The sequence below is a fragment of the Siansivirga zeaxanthinifaciens CC-SAMT-1 genome (genome assembly GCF_000941055.1).
In the GTDB taxonomy this organism is placed as follows: Bacteria; Bacteroidota; Bacteroidia; order Flavobacteriales; family Flavobacteriaceae; genus Siansivirga; species Siansivirga zeaxanthinifaciens.
Map to the genome: position 1 here is coordinate 2,861,559 of NZ_CP007202.1, position 18,702 is coordinate 2,880,260.

The 18,702-nt window shown below is 32.3% G+C and carries 13 protein-coding genes and 1 tRNA gene; 4 read left to right on the top strand and 10 right to left on the bottom strand.

What is annotated here, in order from left to right:
• The first annotated feature begins 7 nt into the window (after positions 1–7).
• From AW14_RS12750 to ribB, 3 genes are read left to right on the top strand one after another with little or no spacing between them, the layout of a single operon-like run.
• On the top strand, positions 8–649 hold the full coding sequence (locus AW14_RS12750; protein ID WP_044639161.1) for a LolA family protein: 642 nt from the start codon (positions 8–10) through the stop codon (positions 647–649).
• A 10-nt stretch (positions 650–659) separates the two neighbouring features.
• Positions 660–2,633, top strand: coding sequence for an LptF/LptG family permease (locus AW14_RS12755; protein ID WP_084708878.1), 1,974 nt, complete (start codon positions 660–662; stop codon positions 2,631–2,633).
• 31 nt (positions 2,634–2,664) lie between these two features.
• Positions 2,665–3,813, top strand: coding sequence for a 3,4-dihydroxy-2-butanone-4-phosphate synthase (ribB, locus tag AW14_RS12760; RefSeq protein ID WP_044639163.1), 1,149 nt, complete (start codon positions 2,665–2,667; stop codon positions 3,811–3,813).
• Positions 3,814–3,886: 73 nt separating this feature from the next.
• On the opposite strand, the gene AW14_RS12765 is transcribed toward ribB, so the two are convergent.
• Together AW14_RS12765 and AW14_RS12770 are read right to left on the bottom strand one after the other, a co-directional pair.
• Positions 3,887–5,080 carry a DegT/DnrJ/EryC1/StrS family aminotransferase gene (locus AW14_RS12765; RefSeq protein ID WP_044639653.1) on the bottom strand — a complete coding sequence of 398 codons (1,194 nt, stop codon included), beginning with the start codon at positions 5,078–5,080 and terminating at the stop codon, positions 3,887–3,889.
• 165 nt (positions 5,081–5,245) lie between these two features.
• Complete coding sequence (locus AW14_RS12770; RefSeq protein WP_044639164.1) at positions 5,246–5,875, bottom strand: NAD(P)H-dependent oxidoreductase; 630 nt, start codon at positions 5,873–5,875, stop codon at positions 5,246–5,248.
• Between the two features lie 185 nt (positions 5,876–6,060).
• On the opposite strand from AW14_RS12770, the gene AW14_RS12775 reads away from it, so the two are divergent.
• Positions 6,061–6,145: transfer RNA gene (locus AW14_RS12775), tRNA-Ser, on the top strand.
• Between the two features lie 504 nt (positions 6,146–6,649).
• Here the strand turns inward: AW14_RS12775 and uxuA are convergent.
• From uxuA to AW14_RS12820, 8 genes are all read right to left on the bottom strand, one after another.
• Positions 6,650–7,825 (bottom strand): mannonate dehydratase, encoded by a 1,176-nt coding sequence (gene uxuA / locus AW14_RS12780; RefSeq protein ID WP_044639165.1) that lies wholly within the window; start codon positions 7,823–7,825, stop codon positions 6,650–6,652.
• A 92-nt stretch (positions 7,826–7,917) separates the two neighbouring features.
• Positions 7,918–9,492, bottom strand: a complete 1,575-nt coding sequence (locus AW14_RS14725; RefSeq protein WP_084708880.1) for a ThuA domain-containing protein — start codon at positions 9,490–9,492, stop codon at positions 7,918–7,920.
• 206 nt (positions 9,493–9,698) lie between these two features.
• Entirely contained in the window at positions 9,699–10,514 is an 816-nt protein-coding gene (locus tag AW14_RS12795; protein WP_044639166.1) for an SDR family NAD(P)-dependent oxidoreductase, read from the bottom strand.
• A gap of 170 nt (positions 10,515–10,684) precedes the next feature.
• The gene (locus tag AW14_RS12800) at positions 10,685–11,830 is read right to left on the bottom strand and encodes a DUF4861 family protein (RefSeq protein WP_052647507.1); all 1,146 of its coding nucleotides are present in this window, start codon (positions 11,828–11,830) and stop codon (positions 10,685–10,687) included.
• Positions 11,831–11,959: 129 nt separating this feature from the next.
• Positions 11,960–13,123, bottom strand: coding sequence for an alginate lyase family protein (locus AW14_RS12805; RefSeq protein WP_044639167.1), 1,164 nt, complete (start codon positions 13,121–13,123; stop codon positions 11,960–11,962).
• 7 nt (positions 13,124–13,130) lie between these two features.
• A complete protein-coding gene (locus AW14_RS12810; protein ID WP_245617595.1) occupies positions 13,131–15,545 on the bottom strand; it encodes a glycoside hydrolase family 2 protein in 2,415 nt (804 codons plus the stop codon).
• Positions 15,546–15,570: 25 nt separating this feature from the next.
• Positions 15,571–16,746, bottom strand: a complete 1,176-nt coding sequence (locus AW14_RS12815; RefSeq protein WP_044639169.1) for a glycoside hydrolase family 88 protein — start codon at positions 16,744–16,746, stop codon at positions 15,571–15,573.
• A 366-nt stretch (positions 16,747–17,112) separates the two neighbouring features.
• Positions 17,113–18,681, bottom strand: a complete 1,569-nt coding sequence (locus AW14_RS12820) for a RagB/SusD family nutrient uptake outer membrane protein (RefSeq protein WP_044639170.1) — start codon at positions 18,679–18,681, stop codon at positions 17,113–17,115.
• Between the last annotated feature and the right edge of the window lie 21 nt (positions 18,682–18,702).

Here is an 18,702-nt window from a genome sequence, read left to right on the forward strand (position 1 = left end):
TATAAAAATGAACATTAAAAATTTTGCAACCATTTTACTTTTAACAGTTTCATTAATCAGTTTTGGACAAAACAAAGCCAAATCACTTTTAAACGAAGTATCTCAAAAAGTAAAAGCCTATAAAAATATATCGATAGATTTTAAATATGTTTTAGAAAATACCGCTGAAAACATTAAACAAGAAACCAAAGGCGATGTTATTTTACAAGGTGATAAATACAAATTAAACATCTTAGGGGTAACTCGTATATTCGATGGTAAAAAACTGTATAGTATTAGTATTGAAGATGAAGAAGTAACTATTTCTTCGGAAAAAGATAATGAAGAAGATGCTATTACACCAAGTAAAATGCTTTACTTTTATCAGGATGGTTATACCTATAAAATGGATATTGAACAGAATATTAATGGTAGAAAAATTCAATTGGTAAAATTAACTCCTATCGATTCAAATTCAGAGATTAAACAAATTTATTTGGGAATCGATAAACAAACCAAACACATTTACAACCTCATTCAAGTGGGTAAAAACGGAACAAAAACAACACTTACTGTTAATTCTTTTGAAACAAATCAACCTTTATCAAAAACCTTATTTACCTTTGACGCTAATAAATACAAAGATTTTTATATAAATAAACTCGATTAATTAGCGACCCTTGAAAATTTTAGACCGATATATTCTCACTTCGTACTTAAAAACTTTTTTCAGCGTGTTTATTATACTCATGCTGATTTTTGTTTTACAAACCATTTGGCTCTATATTAGGGAGTTGTCTGGTAAGGATTTAGATATTGCCGTTATTTTCAAATTTATATTTTATTTTTTACCAAAGTTAATACCATTAGTTTTACCGCTAACCATTCTCTTAGCATCGATAATGGTTTTTGGTAGTTTTGCTGAAAACTACGAATTTGCCGCCATGAAATCGACCGGGATTTCATTACAACGCGCCATGACGGGTTTAAGTGTTTTTATTGTTATTTTAGGTATTACCACCTTCTTTTTCTCTAACAATGTAATACCATGGGCCGAATTAAATTCGTATAACTTAAGAAGAAATATTGCAAAATTAAAACCTGCCATGTTACTTGCCGAAGGCCAGTTTAATGAAGTTGAAGGCACGCCATACAATATAAAATTTATAAAAAAATACGGCGATAGAGACCAATACCTAGAAGACGTTACCATACATTTAAAAGGTAATGATGGCAGAACAAACGCCACTACAATAAAGTCTAAAACAGGAGAACTAGCAAGTGATAAAGACTCCAATGTTTTAAAACTTATTTTAAAAGATGGAAATTATTACAGCGATGTAACGCCCAGCAATATTGAGGCCCGACAAAAAAAACCTTTTGCTAAAAGTGCTTTTGATGTTTATACCATAAACATCGATTTATCTACAATGAATAATGTCGATTTCGATGAACAATCGCAAACCGATAAATATAATATGCTAAACGTTTCAGATTTAGACACTACTATCGATTCACTTTTAATAAAACAGGAATCAGACCACGAGGTATTTGCCAATAGCATGAGTATTCGCTCTAATGTATTAAGGTCATTAACCCCTAATAAAACTACAGTTGTTAAAGATTCTGTGTATTTAGGTCCGCTTTTAGATGCCTTCGATATGCAAAAAAAACTTGAAATAACCGATGTAACGCTTCGAGGCATCACAAGTGTTAAACAAGTTATTACCACAAGAGAAATAACATACAAAGGTTCGAAAGAATGGCTTAACAAACATATTATTTCGCTACACGAAAAATTTGCTTTAGGTGTTGCCTGCATTATCTTATTTTTCGTTGGTGCGCCCTTAGGTGCTTTAATTAGAAAAGGAGGTATTGGCTTACCTATGGTTATCGCTATTGTACTGTTTTTAACGTATCACTTTATTGGAATTTTCGCGACTAACAGCGCTAAAAATGGTGATTTCAATCCCATTCTTGCGAGCTGGTTTTCTACGCTTATTATGTTGCCATTAGGCATATTTTTAACCAAACGTGCTACCGAAGACAAAGGTATTTTTGAATTTGATAATATAATAGAACCTTTAAAGAAAGCATTAAACATTAAATCGAACGATGAACATAATTTTGCGTTTTTAAACTCATATAAAAACGATGAATTAATAAACCTTATTCATAATTACGAAACCTTAGGTCATACCGAAGATGTTAGATATGAAGCTTTAAAAGTTTTAAACTCCCGAGAATTTACAACGCAGGAATTAATTGAAAAAGGCTTAAAAATAAAGACTCAGTATTTGAAATCGGAAAAAATAAATACCGATTTTAAAGACCATTCACAGTTCAGTATTGTTTTATACTCTGTGGGCGCCATATTGCTTATTTTACATTTTGTGTTTAAAAACAATAAATTGCCTTCTTTAGCAGAATCTGGATTACAAATAAGTATTGTATCGTTTGTGCTATATATTATTTATTACATCAAATTGGCTGTTAATATCACAAGCTTTTATAAGCATATTAATAAAAAAGAAAGAGCACCCAAGATAATAATATTCATTTTAGGATTCCCTCTTTATTTTGTTACCCACATCTTTTTTAAATCTAAAATGAAAAATGCCATTAAACAAAATTGTTTAGATTCTTTAAAATAAGTGATATTTTTGCAATATGATAAATGAAACTATGACAAAAAATCCAACATCGGAATTAAAACTAAATACCATTCATGAGGCAATTGAAGATATTAGAAATGGTAAAGTAATAATTGTTGTCGATGATGAAAACAGAGAAAACGAAGGCGATTTCCTTGCTGCTGCAGATAAAGTAACTCCAGAAATTATAAATTTTATGGCTACGCAAGGAAGGGGTCTTATATGTGCTCCTCTCACTGAAACGCGATGTAAAGAATTGGAATTACATGCCATGGTTAACAACAATACCGACCACATGGAAACTGCCTTTACAGTATCGGTAGATTTAAAAGGAAAAGGTGTTTCAACCGGCATATCGGCAAGTGACCGAGCTAAAACCGTGTTAGCCTTAACAGACCCAGAAACTAAACCTTACGATTTAGCAAGACCGGGACATATTTTCCCTTTAATTGCTAAAGAGGGCGGTGTTTTAAGACGTACAGGACATACAGAAGCCGCTATAGATTTTGCAAGATTAGCAGGTTTAAGCCCTGCGGGAGTTATTGTTGAAATTATGAACGAAGATGGGTCTATGTCTCGTCTACCACAATTAGTTAAACTTGCTAAAAAACTTGATTTAAAAATTGTTTCGATTGAAGATTTGGTAGCTTATAGAATGCAACATGACTCTTTAATTGAGAAAAAAGAAGATTTTCAAATTGAAACCCGTTTTGGAAGCTTTAGATTAAGAGCCTACAAACAAACCACCAACGACCAGATTCATATTGCTTTAACAAAAGGCAGTTGGAAGGATGATGAGCCGGTGCTTACAAGAATTAATTCTACACTTGTAAACAACGATATTTTAGGAACCTTAACCACAAATGCAGACGACGAGCTAAACGCTATGTTTAAGGTTGTAAATGATGCTGGTAAAGGCGCCATTATTTTTATAAACCAAGAAGCTCAATCTATGGACATTTTAAATAGATTGTCGTTTTTAAGAGAACACCAACAAAAAAACAAAACTGCCAAAGCTCCAAGAATTAATATGGATAACAGAGATTTTGGTATTGGTGCTCAAATATTACACGATATAAATATTCATAAATTACGATTAATCTCTAATAGCGGCCAACAAAGTAAACGTGTTGGTTTAATTGGTTATGGCTTAGAAATTGTAGATTACGTAGGCTATTAAAAAAATATTTTATCCAAAAAAAAGCGACTCATTACATGTAGTCGCTTTTTTTATTTCTATTAATTGATGCGTTTTAAACCAACGATTTAATAATATCTACCATTTTTTGAGCGCGTTCTTTAACCTGCGCTTCTGTCCAAGATAATTTGATTAGGCATGAAATATTTCTTCCTATGTAATGGTCTGATTCTGGGTAGGCTTTAGTTTTTAAATATGCCAAGCCATTTTTAACTTCCTGAGAAATTGGAAATAAAGATTTTAAATCTTTTAAATGATCCCATTTTCTTAAATAGTGCCAATTATTATTATAATATTGAAAACATGCATCGACGCCATTAACTTTAAAGGCTTCGGCTACTTTTAAAGAGGTATCGGTATCTGGTAAAAAGAAATTTAAAAAGGCATAGCTTTCTTCGCCGCCTTCGGGGATACGTCTAAAAGTAACTTCTGGAATTTCGGCGAGTGCTTCGCGTAAATTTGTATAGTTTTTCTTTTGGATTGCAATAAATTCTGGTAAACGTTTTACTTGTGCTAAGCCTACAGCTGCATGTAATTCGGAGATTCGGAAATTATACCCTAAAAACGGGTGTGTTTCTGCTCCTCTGTCGTTACCGATGTGGTCGTGACCATGATCGCTGTAGTGGTCGGCGTTGGTGTAAAAATTTTGATTATTTGTTACAACGGCTCCGCCTTCGCCACAAGTGATTGTTTTTACAAAATCGAAAGAAAAACAACCTAAATCGGCAATACCGCCTAAAGGTTTTCCTTTATAGGTTGCGCCAATGGCCTGACAGGCGTCTTCTACAAATAATAAATTGTGTTTGGTACAAATAGTTTGCAGCGCATCCATATCGCCCATACTACCGCACATTTGCACTACCATTACTGCTTTTGTTTTGTCTGTGATGGCAGCTTCGACGGCTTTTGGGTTTAGTGTTAAGGTATCGTCTATTTCAACTAAAACTGGAATGGCGCCCAGCATCATAATTGCTTCGAAACTGGCTACAAAGGTAAAGGTTGGCATAATAACCTCATCGCCTGCTCCTACACCGGCTGATGCTAATGCTACAGAAACGGCTGCTGTACCGCTGGATACTAATTGTACGTGTTTGCTTTGAAATGTGTTTTGTAATGCTTGTTCTAGTTCTTTAGCTTTCCAATGTCCGTTTCGCATGCCATCGAACCCGTAGCGCATTAAAACACCGCTTTCTAAGACATCGTTTACTTCTTTTCGTTCTTGGCTTCCAAATAATTCAAATCCTGGCATAATTTGTATGTTGTTTGTTGGTAGGTGCGTTAGGGATTGCAGCGGCATCCTTTTTTAAATTAGTTGTTGCGTGAGCATAAAATTAATTTAAAAAAGATATAGCGGAAAGCCCGACCTTCATACTGATTTTTCTCAGTATGAAGGTAACGCCATTATTTTTATTTTTTAAATTTCTATGATAGTTTCTTCTAATGGTTTTCGTACTTTTTTGAAGTCTGCAAACATATCGTCTGAGGCTCTGATTCCTACGGGCAATAATAGTACCGCTTTTAAATTTTTTTCGGTTAAGTTTAATATGTCGTTGTATCCTGTTGCTATAAAACCTTCCATAGGGCAGGCATCGATATTTTCGGCGGCACAAACCGTCATTAAATTACCTAAGGCGATGTAGGCTTGGTTTGTTGACCATTGTTGTCGCTCTGGTATGGTCATTTTCTCCATCATTTGCACGAGGCCTTCTCGGTAGGGTTTTAGGATGCTTTCTGGGGTATTACGTAGTTTTTTTATGTTGTCGTAATAGTTAATTACATCGGACTGGAGCACGTTGTCTTGAATGCATATTACCAGCAAATGCGAAGCGTAAACGACTTGTTTCTGGTTATAACTGTGGGCTAATAATTGGTTTCTTATTTCGGTATTTTCTACTATTACCAGTTTTAACGTTTGCAGACCAAATGAGGTGGCTGTTAAATTGAAAGCTTGTTTTAAGATGTTAATTTTATGTGTTGAGAGCTTTTTTGTAGCATCAAATTTTTTGGTGGCGTAGCGCCACTCTAATTGCTTTATAATATCCATTATTGGTATTTAATTTTTGCAAAAATAAGCTTTGAAAATTTCTTTTTATATAATTATGTGAGAAAAATGGTTAATACTTAAGTAGTTGAAAAATATTTTTTAAAAAAGTGATTTTTTATTTGAAAGAAAGGAAAAAGGTGTATATATTTGCACCCGCATTCAGGGAATACCTGATGAGACACACTGGAGAAATGGCAGAGTGGTCGAATGCGGCAGTCTTGAAAACTGTTGAGGGTCACACCTCCGGGGGTTCGAATCCCTCTTTCTCCGCTATGAGATTAAAAAATCTCACCAAAACCCTTTAAAACGTATGTTTTAAGGGGTTTTTACTTTTTAGCATATACCAAAATATTCATTAAATCGTGTAACAAAGGTGGTAAAATCGGGTACCTCAACTTTTTCAAATTTTAAGGTAATCGAATTTTAAGCTTTCCGGGATATTCACAAGGGTTAACCAGTGATAAAACTGGCTCAAAAATTATAAAACCAGTAATGTTTTACAAAAAATAACTATATAACTATACAAAACATTAACATGAACCAAAATGAGTTTTTCATATGAAATATTTCATATAAGGATTATGAAATCATTACTAATGTTTCATTGAATAAGCCTTGCATACTTAAAATGATGCATAAAAAAATCACACCTGTTTTTTTTTATCCATTAAATTTAATACAAGTGTATATCTTAAATGGAAAATTAAAAACAGGTGTGATAATTATAACTTATAATTTTTAAAAATAAATTTTAAGTTAGAGTGACTTCATTTATTAAATACTTTTTGAAATTCCTAGCTCCAATCCACGCAACTCAGCTAAACCACGTAATCTGCCTATCGCTGAATATCCAGGATTTGTTTTCTTATGTAAATCATCTAACATTTGATGTCCGTGATCAGGACGCATAGGAATGAGTGCATCTTTCATACCTGCTGCCTTACGTCTTCGCTCTTCAATTACAACTTCTTTAACAGCACTAAACATATCTACATCGCCTTCTAAATGATTGGCTTCATAAAAATTCCCTTCTTCGTCACGTTGAGTACTTCTAAAATGTATAAAATGAACTCTGTCTGCAAAGCGTTTAAATATTTGAACCAAATCATTATCTGCTCTAACTCCTAAAGAACCTGTACAAAAAGTAATACCATTAGATCTGTTAGGCACTTCTGAGAATATATGCGCATAATCTGCTTCGGTACTTACAACTCTTGGTAAGCCTAAAATAGGATATGGAGGATCGTCTGGATGAATACACATTAACACATTATTTTGTGAAGCAACTGGTATAATCTCTTTTAAAAAGGCTACTAAATTTTCTCTTAATTTTGGAGCATCAATATCGGCATAGGTATCTAATACTTTTTGAAACTGCTCTAATGTATAGCCTTCTTCAGCACCTGGTAGACCTGCAATAATATTATTAATTAATTTTTGCTTTTCATCAGTTGAAAGCTTTTCAACATAGGTCTTAGCTCTCATTTTTTCTTCATCAGAATAACTATTTTCGGCTCCTGGACGTTTTAATAAAAACAATTCAAATGCAGCAAATGCTGTAACATCAAAACGAAGCGCTTTAGAACCATCATTTACTTCAAAATCTAAATCGGTTCGAGTCCAATCTAAAACAGGCATGAAATTATAGCATACAATTCCAATTCCGCAACTTGCTAAATTTTGAATGCTCTTTTTATAATTCTCAATATATTCTTGAAAATTCCCTGAACGGGTTTTTATAGTTTCATGTACCGGAATACTCTCTACAACACTCCAAGTAAGACCTGCACTTTCGATAATATCTTTTCTTTTTTTAATTTCATCAACGCTCCAAACATTTCCATTTGGAATATGATGTAAAGCAGACACCACCCCTGTTGCACCTGCTTGTTTTATATCTGTTAATGATACAGGATCTTTAGGTCCGTACCAACGCAATGTCTGTTCCATAATTTTTTATTTTTTTTACAATTACTTTAACCTACTTTAAATGTATTTAACAAGAATAACACTAATACTTTTTGATTTATTAAGTGTTTTTGTTAAATATGACCTTTAACATAAGACTTAAACTTATTTGGAATTTTATTAATTTTTTTAATCTGTATGTTTTTATAAAAAGCCTCGGCACCTTCGGACTGAATTTGTATGCGTCCTTTTTGCAGAGGCAAAATATCATTATTTAAATCTTTATAACGCGAATTGAATAAAGCCATAACTACTTGACCATTAACAACATGAAGACTAGTTCCTTCATAACATATCAATTCTAAAGTATTCCACTCTCCATGTGGTTTTTCATTATTAAAACCTTTGTTACAATGGGATTGGAATCCCTTTTTAATACTTGAGAAATTGTTTAAATGTGCTTCTTTTTGATAATTAAATTCTTTACCATCGCTTTCTTTTTTTGAAGGAATATCTATTGAAGTTCCTGCAAGTGAATAATAATCACCCATATCACCTTCTTGTACTTGAAACTCTTGAGACTGCATCCAAACATTCCAAAACTTATCATAAGGCCCAACACAGTGATATAAAATTCCACTGTCTCTTTCACGAAGCAAACGTGGTTCCCAAACTTGTTCTCCCCACTTAAACTGAAGCTTTAAATGATAATTATCATATTCATTTTTAGATGTTAAAGCCCCGTATATTTCTCCAGAGATATGAACTACAGGTTCATTATCTATAATTTCATAACGAAAAACACCTTTTGGATCATTATTCAAACCTAGTGGTTTGGCATTTTTCCCATCACTATTAGGGTCTACAAAGTCTAAACCTTTTACAGTGGCATGTGGAGCTCCAATAAAAACATCCCAATTTTCATGAAGATTACTTTCTATAAGGTTTACCCATTTTTTAGATGTACCGTTGATATTTTTCTTGCCAGCAGCCCATAAAATAGCACCCTCAATATGATTATAATACCTTGAATCATTATAAATTTCATTGGTGTGACCCAATCCTGTGTAAAAAATACGGCCTCCGTTATAAAGATGATACCAACTTATAGGATGATTATCCGTATTCATTTTTTTTCCTTCGTAAGATGTCTCATCTAAACTCATGAGAACATTTACATGCTTACCAACAGGTTTAATGAAATTATACCACTCATCTTTAAAAACCTCTTGGTTTTTTAATCCTCTAATTGCAGGATGATTGCTTTTACAATTAACATTTAGTGTTGCATTTTGAACTTTAGGATGGTCTTTAAAGGTAGCTCCTATCATTTCACTAAACCAATCCCATTGTTTTTCGGTATCACTTGCTGCATGTATACCAACAAATCCTTTACCTTTTGCAATATAACCTTTAAAGGATTCTTTTTGCTTTTCTGAAAAAATATCTCCAGATGTGTTTAAAAAAACCAAAACATCATACTGGGAAAGATTTTCTATCGTGAAATCGTTGGCATCTTCTGAAAAATGTAATTTCCAATTATTTTTTCTACCCATATCAGATAAAAACTCGATGCCTCTGGGTATAGATTTATGTCTAAATGCATTTGTTTTAGAAAACACTAAAACATCAATTAAAGCGTTTTGAGCCGTTGCAACATTTGATATAAAAAAAACAAAAATTAAAAACCTTAATTGTTTAAAATTCATAACTTATTAATTTCTATATACATAAAGTCCTTATTTATTTTCATAAACATTTTATATTTCTAAAAAATAAGCTAATCTATCAAAACAAATTACGAATAAGTTCCTGTATTAAACTTACTTTTTACATAGGTATAGGCTAAAAAGTTACTTATGTAAAAAGTAATAACCTTCCAATGTTTTTAGTTCTTTGTTATTTAGGCATTTTATTAAACACCACTAAAAGCACTAAATCCGCCATCAATTGGAATCACAACACCTGTAACAAATTTTGAAGCTTCTGTACATAAAAAGTGTATCGTTCCATTCAATTCTTCTTCTTCGCCGAATCGTTTCATGGGCGTATTTTGGATAATTGTGTTTCCTCTATCTGTATATGCACCAGTTTCTTTATTTATTAGTAAGTCTCTATTTTGATTACCAATAAAAAATCCTGGTGCTATGGCATTTACTCGTAAACCTTCACCAAATTTAAGGGCTAATTCTGTTGACAACCATTTTGTAAAATTGTCTATAGCTGCTTTAGATGCAGAGTAACCAACAACTCTTGTTACTGCACTTTGAGCAGTCATTGAAGATATATTTATAATTACTCCTTTATTGTTTTTTACCATTTCTTTGCCAAAAACTAAAGCTGGGAGAATACTGCCAAATAAATTTAAATCTACTACTTTTTTAAAATGTTCAATGTTAACATCAAAGATAGTTTGATCTACTCCAATGGTTGCACCTGGCATATTACCCCCTGCAGCATTAATAAGCACATCAATTTTATTAAACTTTTTTATTATTTTATCTGAAACCTCTTGTAAGCTTTTCTCTTCTAATACGTTACAAACGAATCCGTCAACTTTTTTACTTATTTTGTTTAAGCTATCAAGAGCAGAATTTACAATATCATCTTTATAGTCTAAAATAATTACAGTTGCTCCATTACTCAATAAATATTTAGCCATTTGTCCACCAAGAACTCCTCCGCCTCCCGTTATTAATATAACTTTGTTTTCTAATTCAAATAAATTCATTTAATGCTTTGATTATTAATTAAATATTGATTGTTGTATTTAGAATTCAAAAATCCATATTGATTATTTAGAATTCTAATATTAAATTTTATGTATATAAAGTATCCAAATGTAAGTCTCCTATTTTGTTTAACTGTCCTGTTTTATGAGGGTAAACTTAAGCAAATAAATTAAAATTGAATTGATATGTTATCGTTTAATAGCTGAAGTTTCATTTCATTCAAGTATTGAAACCATTCTTCTTTATTAGTAATATCTCCGGCTTTATCCCAAACAGCACCCGTATAATAAGTATAATGTTGGTTATTTGGTATTTTTAACATGACTAAAAATTGATCGTTCCTTACTGTCATATCGTCTACTTTCGAGGGAATAATAACACCAACTCCTGTGGTTCCATATTTAACATCCTTTGGTTCCCAGTAGCCTAAAACTCCGTTTTCTATATCCATTGAATGAAAACCACTTTCAGGCCTTTTAATAATTCCTACAACTACAGGAATTTGTTCAAGAGATTTGTTATTAGTTGTATACTTTACATCAATTCTATTTAACTGAGAACCTGCATCTAAACTAATTGTTTTTACGGCGTCCATTTTATTTCCATTGACATCCCATTCGTCAAATTCTAGTTGAAAGGTTGTACGAAGTGGACCATTATCTAAAATTTTCCATTTGGTGTAGTTTTTAGAATACCAGATGCTATCATTAACAAAAGGAGCCATATTTCCTGCACCTAAGGTAAAACCTACATGGTAATAATCTAAACCGTCGCCATGATCTACATGATATTTAGCAAGTTTATAGCGTTTGTTAATTATCATTTCGTTTGTTCTTTTTACCCAAACATCTATACCATAAGCATTGCCTTTGCCTCCTTCTTCTAATGCTTTTCCGTACATTCTAAAAGCAATTTTATCATTTTCCCATGCAAAATCATCTAAACGTTCAGGCACATACCTGCCGAATGTTTTGGTTACAAAATCAATATGTTTTTTATTTTCAAATTGTAACTCTAATGCGGTTTTTGTGTCTAAACTAACTTGTATTAAAACATTTTGCACGTTTTCATTACCCTTAAATTCTAATTGATAAGGCACTTCTTTTTTTGATGTTATATCTACTATTCTAAAACTATTTATATCCAGTGATGGATATTTTTGTTTTACATCAGACCAAGGAAGTGATATTACTTTATCCTTAATAGCATGTGAGCTCTTGTTAGATACAATAATTTTATTTGCTTTTTGCGCTTTACATGAGGTTAAAAAAAACACCATCATAATAGCACAAAGGACACCAACATTAATTTTCATAATTATGTTTATTTTAGTTAAAAAATACTTCTTTAGTTTTTTATTATTAATACTCACAAACTTACCTTTGTAATCATAATTTTATATCCTGTCTTATCCTGTTAAGAGCCCTATAAATATTGGACTTAACTAATTATTAAACCATAAAATTGGATATTTTACAGGCATATTTCTAATGATTTCTTTATTTGTTAATTCATATTTTAAAGACATCCAAGTATTTAAGTATTCCTCATTGTTTAATGCTAAACCACCAAATAAAAGTGATGGTTGCCTTACTGGCCATTCATCCCAATACATAATATCTTTTTTATATGGCCAATCCTTTTTGTTTTTAATGTAAGGTACCAAAAACTTTAGTCCTAAAGCGAGACTTTTATCTTCTTTAGTTTTAAATTCAAATAAATTTTCAGAGTTGGTAGAAAGTATTTGACAAAGCGTAGCCATGGCATCTAAATTAAATATAGAATATCCGTATGGTTTAGTTCGTGCAAGTTCTAATGGAAATGAACCGTTAAAATCCATTTGATTGGGTAATAAGGTGTTTTTATAAAATTCTTTAGTAACATTTAATAATTCTTGATTGCCTACTAATTTAGCAAAAACAGCTACTTGCATTGCCCAACATACACTGTGGTTATTACCATTATCGCGTTCTGTTTTACCAAAATCGTCTGTAATTAGCCAATTTAAATACTCTTTAAACCAATCTTTTATTTTTAAAATATCCTGTTTTGATACAGACTTAGATTTTTCAATTGCTTTTACCGCCAGCGCTACTTCCATTAAATGTACAGTGTCTATAATACCAATACCTCTGCCAGTTACAACTCCTTTGATGGCTTGAGCATACTTAAGACTTGGATACATTTTGGTGTCATTATTAATAAACCAAGCTTTCAAATGAGGCATTAATTGTTCTACATAATCTTCATTATTAGTAATGATATATGCAGAAGCCAAAGTACCAGAAATCTGACTCAGTTGAATCATAGATTCACGATGCGCAGTAAAGTTATTTGGATTTGATAATCCATCTTTTCGGATGTATGGTCCATTAGGATTTTCGGGATCTGGCCACCAATAATCTCCTTCAGAATAAAAATCGTGTTTATTACCTGCACTTCTTTCACAAATAAAACTTGTTAAAGTAACAGGTTTAACGTTTTTAAAATGACTAGCTAGTGCTAATACACGTTCTTTTTCTATTGAAATAAGATCAAAATTTTGATGCTTTTCACCCCAACATGAAATAAGAAAAAGCCCTAGATAAAGGGGTGTAAATAATTTCATAACTACTTCATTTTTTTATGGTTAAATAGGTCCCTTTAAAACTTTGGTTTATAACCATCATTTCTAGATTTTGAATATTATTTGGAATAACCTCAATACTAGCTTGACCATTTGCCATTTTTATAGATTCTGAACCTGTTGGCGTACCTTGATTTTTCTTGGTTTTTCCGCCAGATAAGCATTGAAAATATACGCGATCTTCATAGTTCAAACAACGCATACCATTTTTATCGGTTGCCGTTGCTGTTACCAAATAGTTTCCGTTGTTTAATTTTCTATATGACAACTTTAAATCTTTGGCGGCTTCATTCTTTTTGTATCTATAGTTAACAATTAAAGTATCTGTTACTTTTTCGCCATTTTCCGAAACACCCATAGCTACCAATTCATTTTCACCTTCAAAAAAATTAATATCCCAAGTTAAACCAGAAGCTGGGAATTTAGAGATGTCTCTTTGTTTTTGAGAAAGCTTTTTACCATTATGATAAAAAGTTACTTTATTACAATTACTATATACACTAATAGTTCTTGGTGTGTTTTCGGGACCTTCACGTTCGGTCCAAGTATGAGATTCTATGTATGCAAATGGTTTTTTTGCCCAATAACTTTTAAACACATAATAGGCATCCTTAGGCTTTCCTTCTCTATCAACCAAACCCTTTTGATTCATGTAAGGTATATCATTTTCTGGACGTAATGGGGTTCCAAAATCTTTAAAAGCCCATTGTATATTTCCAACAAAATTAGGGTCTGATTCGGATACTCGTAAATGCCAGTCAAACAGATCCACAATATAATTTTCGCTCCAATCCCCCATTTGAGCTATGTTAGAAACATCGGTTTGAACAATGGCTTCTTCCCATCCATCAGACTTAATTTGTCCTTCTCCTGTTATAGGGTTTTCTGTATGTCGACCAACATGGCTTGAACCACCGTATTCAGCATGTAAAAAATGTTTGTATTCTTTTTTATAAATATCAATTGCTTTTTTATACGATTTATAGCTACCTGAATACCATCCTGACCATATAGAAGGAGAAAAAACATCTACAATATTTGCACCCTCATAATATTTTCGAATGGCTGTTTTTCTTGAAGGATCTAATTGGTGTGATAAGTCATTCAAATCGGTTAAGAATGCGTTCATTTTTTTAATGTTATCACCATCTTCAAAATCTGGTAACCAATACATTTCATTACCAAGCGACCAAATAATAATGCTAGGGTGATTGTAATTTTGAGTAATCATTTCTTTAAGTAAATTTTTGGTATTGGTTTTCCAAACGTCGTTACCAACTCCGCCACGACACCAAGGAATTTCATCCCAAACCAACAATCCTAACTCATCACAAGCTTTATAAATTTCGGGGTCTTGAGGGTAATGAGCCAAACGCACAAAATTAGCGCCCATTTCTTTAATGGATTCCATATCTGCTCTATGTTGCTTGTTACTCATTGCTGCACCAACTCCTGCATGCTCTTCATGTCGATGTGTACCTCGTAATAATAGTCTTTTGCCATTCAAATAAAAGGGCCCATGGTCTTTAAATTCGAACCAGCGAAACCCAACTACATCTTTAATTTCATCTAAAATAGTTGTACTTTTAACTAAAGATACTGATATGGAATATAAATTTGGTGTTGTTGTGTCCCACAATTGAGGATTTTTAATTTCGAAAAAATCTATTTCTGAATTGCTAGAAAATGTTTTTAATATTTTTGTTGCTACAACGTTTCCTTGTGGATCCTTTAGTATTGCTTTTAATAATAAATTATTTGGATCTGTTAGGTTATCAATAGATACATTAATTTTTAATGATGCTCTTTTAGCACTTACTTTTGGTGTAGAAATTTTTATATTGCTAATATGAGTCTTAGCAACGGTTTCTAACCATAAATCTCTTGTGATACCTCCATAAATAAAAAAATCACTTTTTTGAGATGGTATTATTTCAGGATTATAACTATTATCAACTCGAACTAAAATCTCGTTTTCGCCATTTTTAATATAGTCTGTAATATCAATCATAAAGCCAATGTAACCACCAATATGCCCTCCTGCATCATAACCATTTACATATACTTTTGTTGTAATATTTGCTCCTTCAAAATACAATTGATACAACTTGTTTTCATCAATGGTATTAAAAATGATGCTTTTTTTATACCAACTTGCACTTCTTCGATAACCAGGCACCAAATCGGTAACATCCTCAAAGTTCCAGGTATGGGGCAAATTAATATTCACCCAATTAGTCGCCATTTTAATATTGCTTAAATTTTGAGAATCGTTCTCTAAATATAACCAATCATTGTTAATATTTTGTTTGCTTCGATATGAGGTAGATAATGATTGAGCGTTACAAAAACTTATACTTGCTGTTAAACTAAATAATGCTATTGTATTAAATAAAATTTTCAAAATTTTTAGTTGATTCTTCATAAAATTAAAGTGATTTCATACGGAGTAGTGCTTCTAAATAATAATAATCGCCATATACAATTGGTTCATCAATTTCATCATTCTTTGGCCAATTTCCCGTACTATGATCTAATATAAATGGTCCGCTTACTTCAGGGTTTAGTATGTATTCTCTTGAATTTAAAGTATTTATAACTTTCTTAGAATAGTTTAAATATGTTTCATTTTTAGTGATGGTGTATAATTCTAATAAAGCTGATGCCACAACCGCTGCTGCCGATACATCGCGTGGTGCATTTGGAATACTTGGATCGTTAAAATCCCAATAAGGAATGCCATCGTCTGGCATATTTATGTTATTAATAAAGAAATTTGCTGTTGCTTCGGCTTGTGTTAAATACGCATTATCTTTAGTATATCGATAAGCCATAGTGTAACCATAAATAGCCCATCCTTGTCCTCTTGCCCAAGAGGACTCGTTATTAAAACCTTGATGTGTAACTTTATCTTTTACTTTACCAGTTAATGTATCGTAAACTACTACATGAAATGTACTGTTATCTTTTCTGAAATGATTTTTTAATGTGGTGTTGGCGTGTTGCACCGCTATTTTATGATACGTACTATCGCCAGAAATTTTTGTTGCTTCAAACAGTAATTCCAAATTTAGCATATTATCTATAATCACCGGAAACTCCCATATATCTTTATTAAAATCCCAAGACCTTATAGACCCTACTATTTTGTTAAAACGTGTACTTAATGTTTTTGCACTTTCTACAATAATGTCTTTATACTTTTGATTGTCTTCTACTTCAAGACCTTTCCCAAAACTACAAAACACTTTAAAACCCATATCATGAGTTTTATTATTATACTTTTCCTTCTCAATATAAGTGGTCCAAGAAGCTGCTTTTTCTTTATAAGCATCATTTCCAGTGAGCTGATAAAGCTGCCAGAGATTTCCAGGAAAAAAACCACTTGTCCAGTCTTTTGATGGTACTTTATTTATAAAACCTGTTGATGGTGTCATGCTACGAGGAAACGACAGGGAGTCTAAGGGATATTCCAAAAGTTTAACATACCGTTCCTGGAGAAGGGCTTGAATAACTCCTTCGTTTTCTACTTTATTATCAGATTTACAACTGTTTAAAAGCATTGTAAAACTAAGAACTAGGCAAGTAATTTTAAATTTATTCATAATGCCATATTTTATATTGATTTAATTTTCAATTTAATCGATTTTGTTATCAAATTTGTTATTAAAATAATCGCGAAGATTACCAAAAACATTATTTGATTCAAGTTTCAAATTTACAAACCATTTAAAAAGTAAAAGTTCAAAAAAGGCGTTTAATAATACTTATTTTTTGATTTAAAGCTAAAATTAAAATAATATTATTTGAATAGCCGAAACAATACTTCTTTTATTCGAATAACTTTAGGAAAATATTTTAATAAATAAGGGTATTACTGATTTGAAAAACAAAATTCAGTAATACCCAGTTAAAATTTAACTCAAAAAAATAAACATTACAAATTGTTAATGTTTGTATTTTTATTATTACTAATACTCGTTATTTTGAGGAAGTAAGTTTGGATTTCTAAGAAGCTCATCATTTGGTAATGGGTATAAATAATCTCTTGCTGGATTAAAATTTGTTTTTAATCCTTCTAAACCAGAAGCTCCAAAAACTGTAGGTCCCATTTTTCTTCTTACAATATCAAACCATCTTTTTAGCTCAAAAGCAAGTTCCCATTTACGTTCTTCTAAAACCATCGCTCTAAATGCATCTTGCGACATTCCAGATGTTACTTTAGCTGGTACAGGGCTTGGTGTGCTACCTGCCATTCCATTTCTGGCTCTTTCTCGAACTCTATCTACATAACCATCTGCTTCTGTTGTACCAGGAGTAACTTCATTTAATGCCTCGGCAGCAATAAGTAAAACTTCTGCATATCGCATCATGATATATTTATTACTCGATTGTCTAAAATTACCTTCGGCAACTGAGCCAGGAAAACGTGTGTATTTAGCAATGTGGGGTCTATTTGCACTGTTTGTGTAGTAAACTGTAAAGCGTGTATATGGCTCTTCCACTAGACCTGTTGCTGGCGCTTTTGCTTTAAAAAGTCCAGTGTCATCTAAGCTAACTGCTCTTCTGTAATCTTGACTATCCCAGGAAGTATAAACTGCTAGTGATGGCACTGCTACAGACCACCCACCACCAGTACCATCGCGTTGGTTTTCTCTAATACCTGTTAATGCTCCCATATAATCTCTACCATACTCTCCATCGCCAAAACCATTATAATCTAATATAAATAATGGTTCTTTAGAAGCAGCTGTTTTAGTAGCATTAAATAAATCTTGAAAATCTGGCTCTAGCCCTAATTCATATTTACTTTCGTTATCTATAACTGCTTTAGCTTCAGTGTATGCTTTCGCAAAATTTGCATTATCAAATTGTCCCATTGTTAAATAAACCAAAGCTAGATACGATTGTGCGGTTGCTTTAGATGGCAAAGACCTTGTTGGCTGAGTATCTGGCAACCATTTTTTAGCAAACTCTAAGTCGGCAATAATTTTAGTATAAACATCAGCCACTTTTGTTTTGCTAATAGAACCTGCTGCTGCTGCATCTGTTACAGGTTTGTCTAAATAAGGTATATCTCCATATAATCTTACTAATTCAAAATACATAAAAGCCCTTACAAAATAAGCTTGAGCAGTTACAGGATTTTTCAATTCATCGGGAACATTAACGGCTTCTGCTCCAACTATAGCTTGATTTGCAGCCGCAATGGTTTGGTAACTTCTTGGCCAAGAATCGGTAATCATACCATTTTCACCATCAACTGTAAAGCGATCATGGTCTATTCTTCGTACCGGTGTCGTAGGATCTCCAATGGAAACCATATCGCTTCTTAACATGATTGGTAAAGAGCCTTTTCTTCCCCAATAGTCTTCATGCATCATATGGCCATATGCGCCATTTACTGCTGTTTGTATATCTTTTGTAGATTTGAAGAAACCTTCTGGTGCTAATAAACCAACGGGTTCTTCTTCTAAGTTTGAACATCCAATTATTGATAAACTTATCAATAATAAAAATAAATATTTATATGTTTTCATTATCTATGTTTTTATATTATT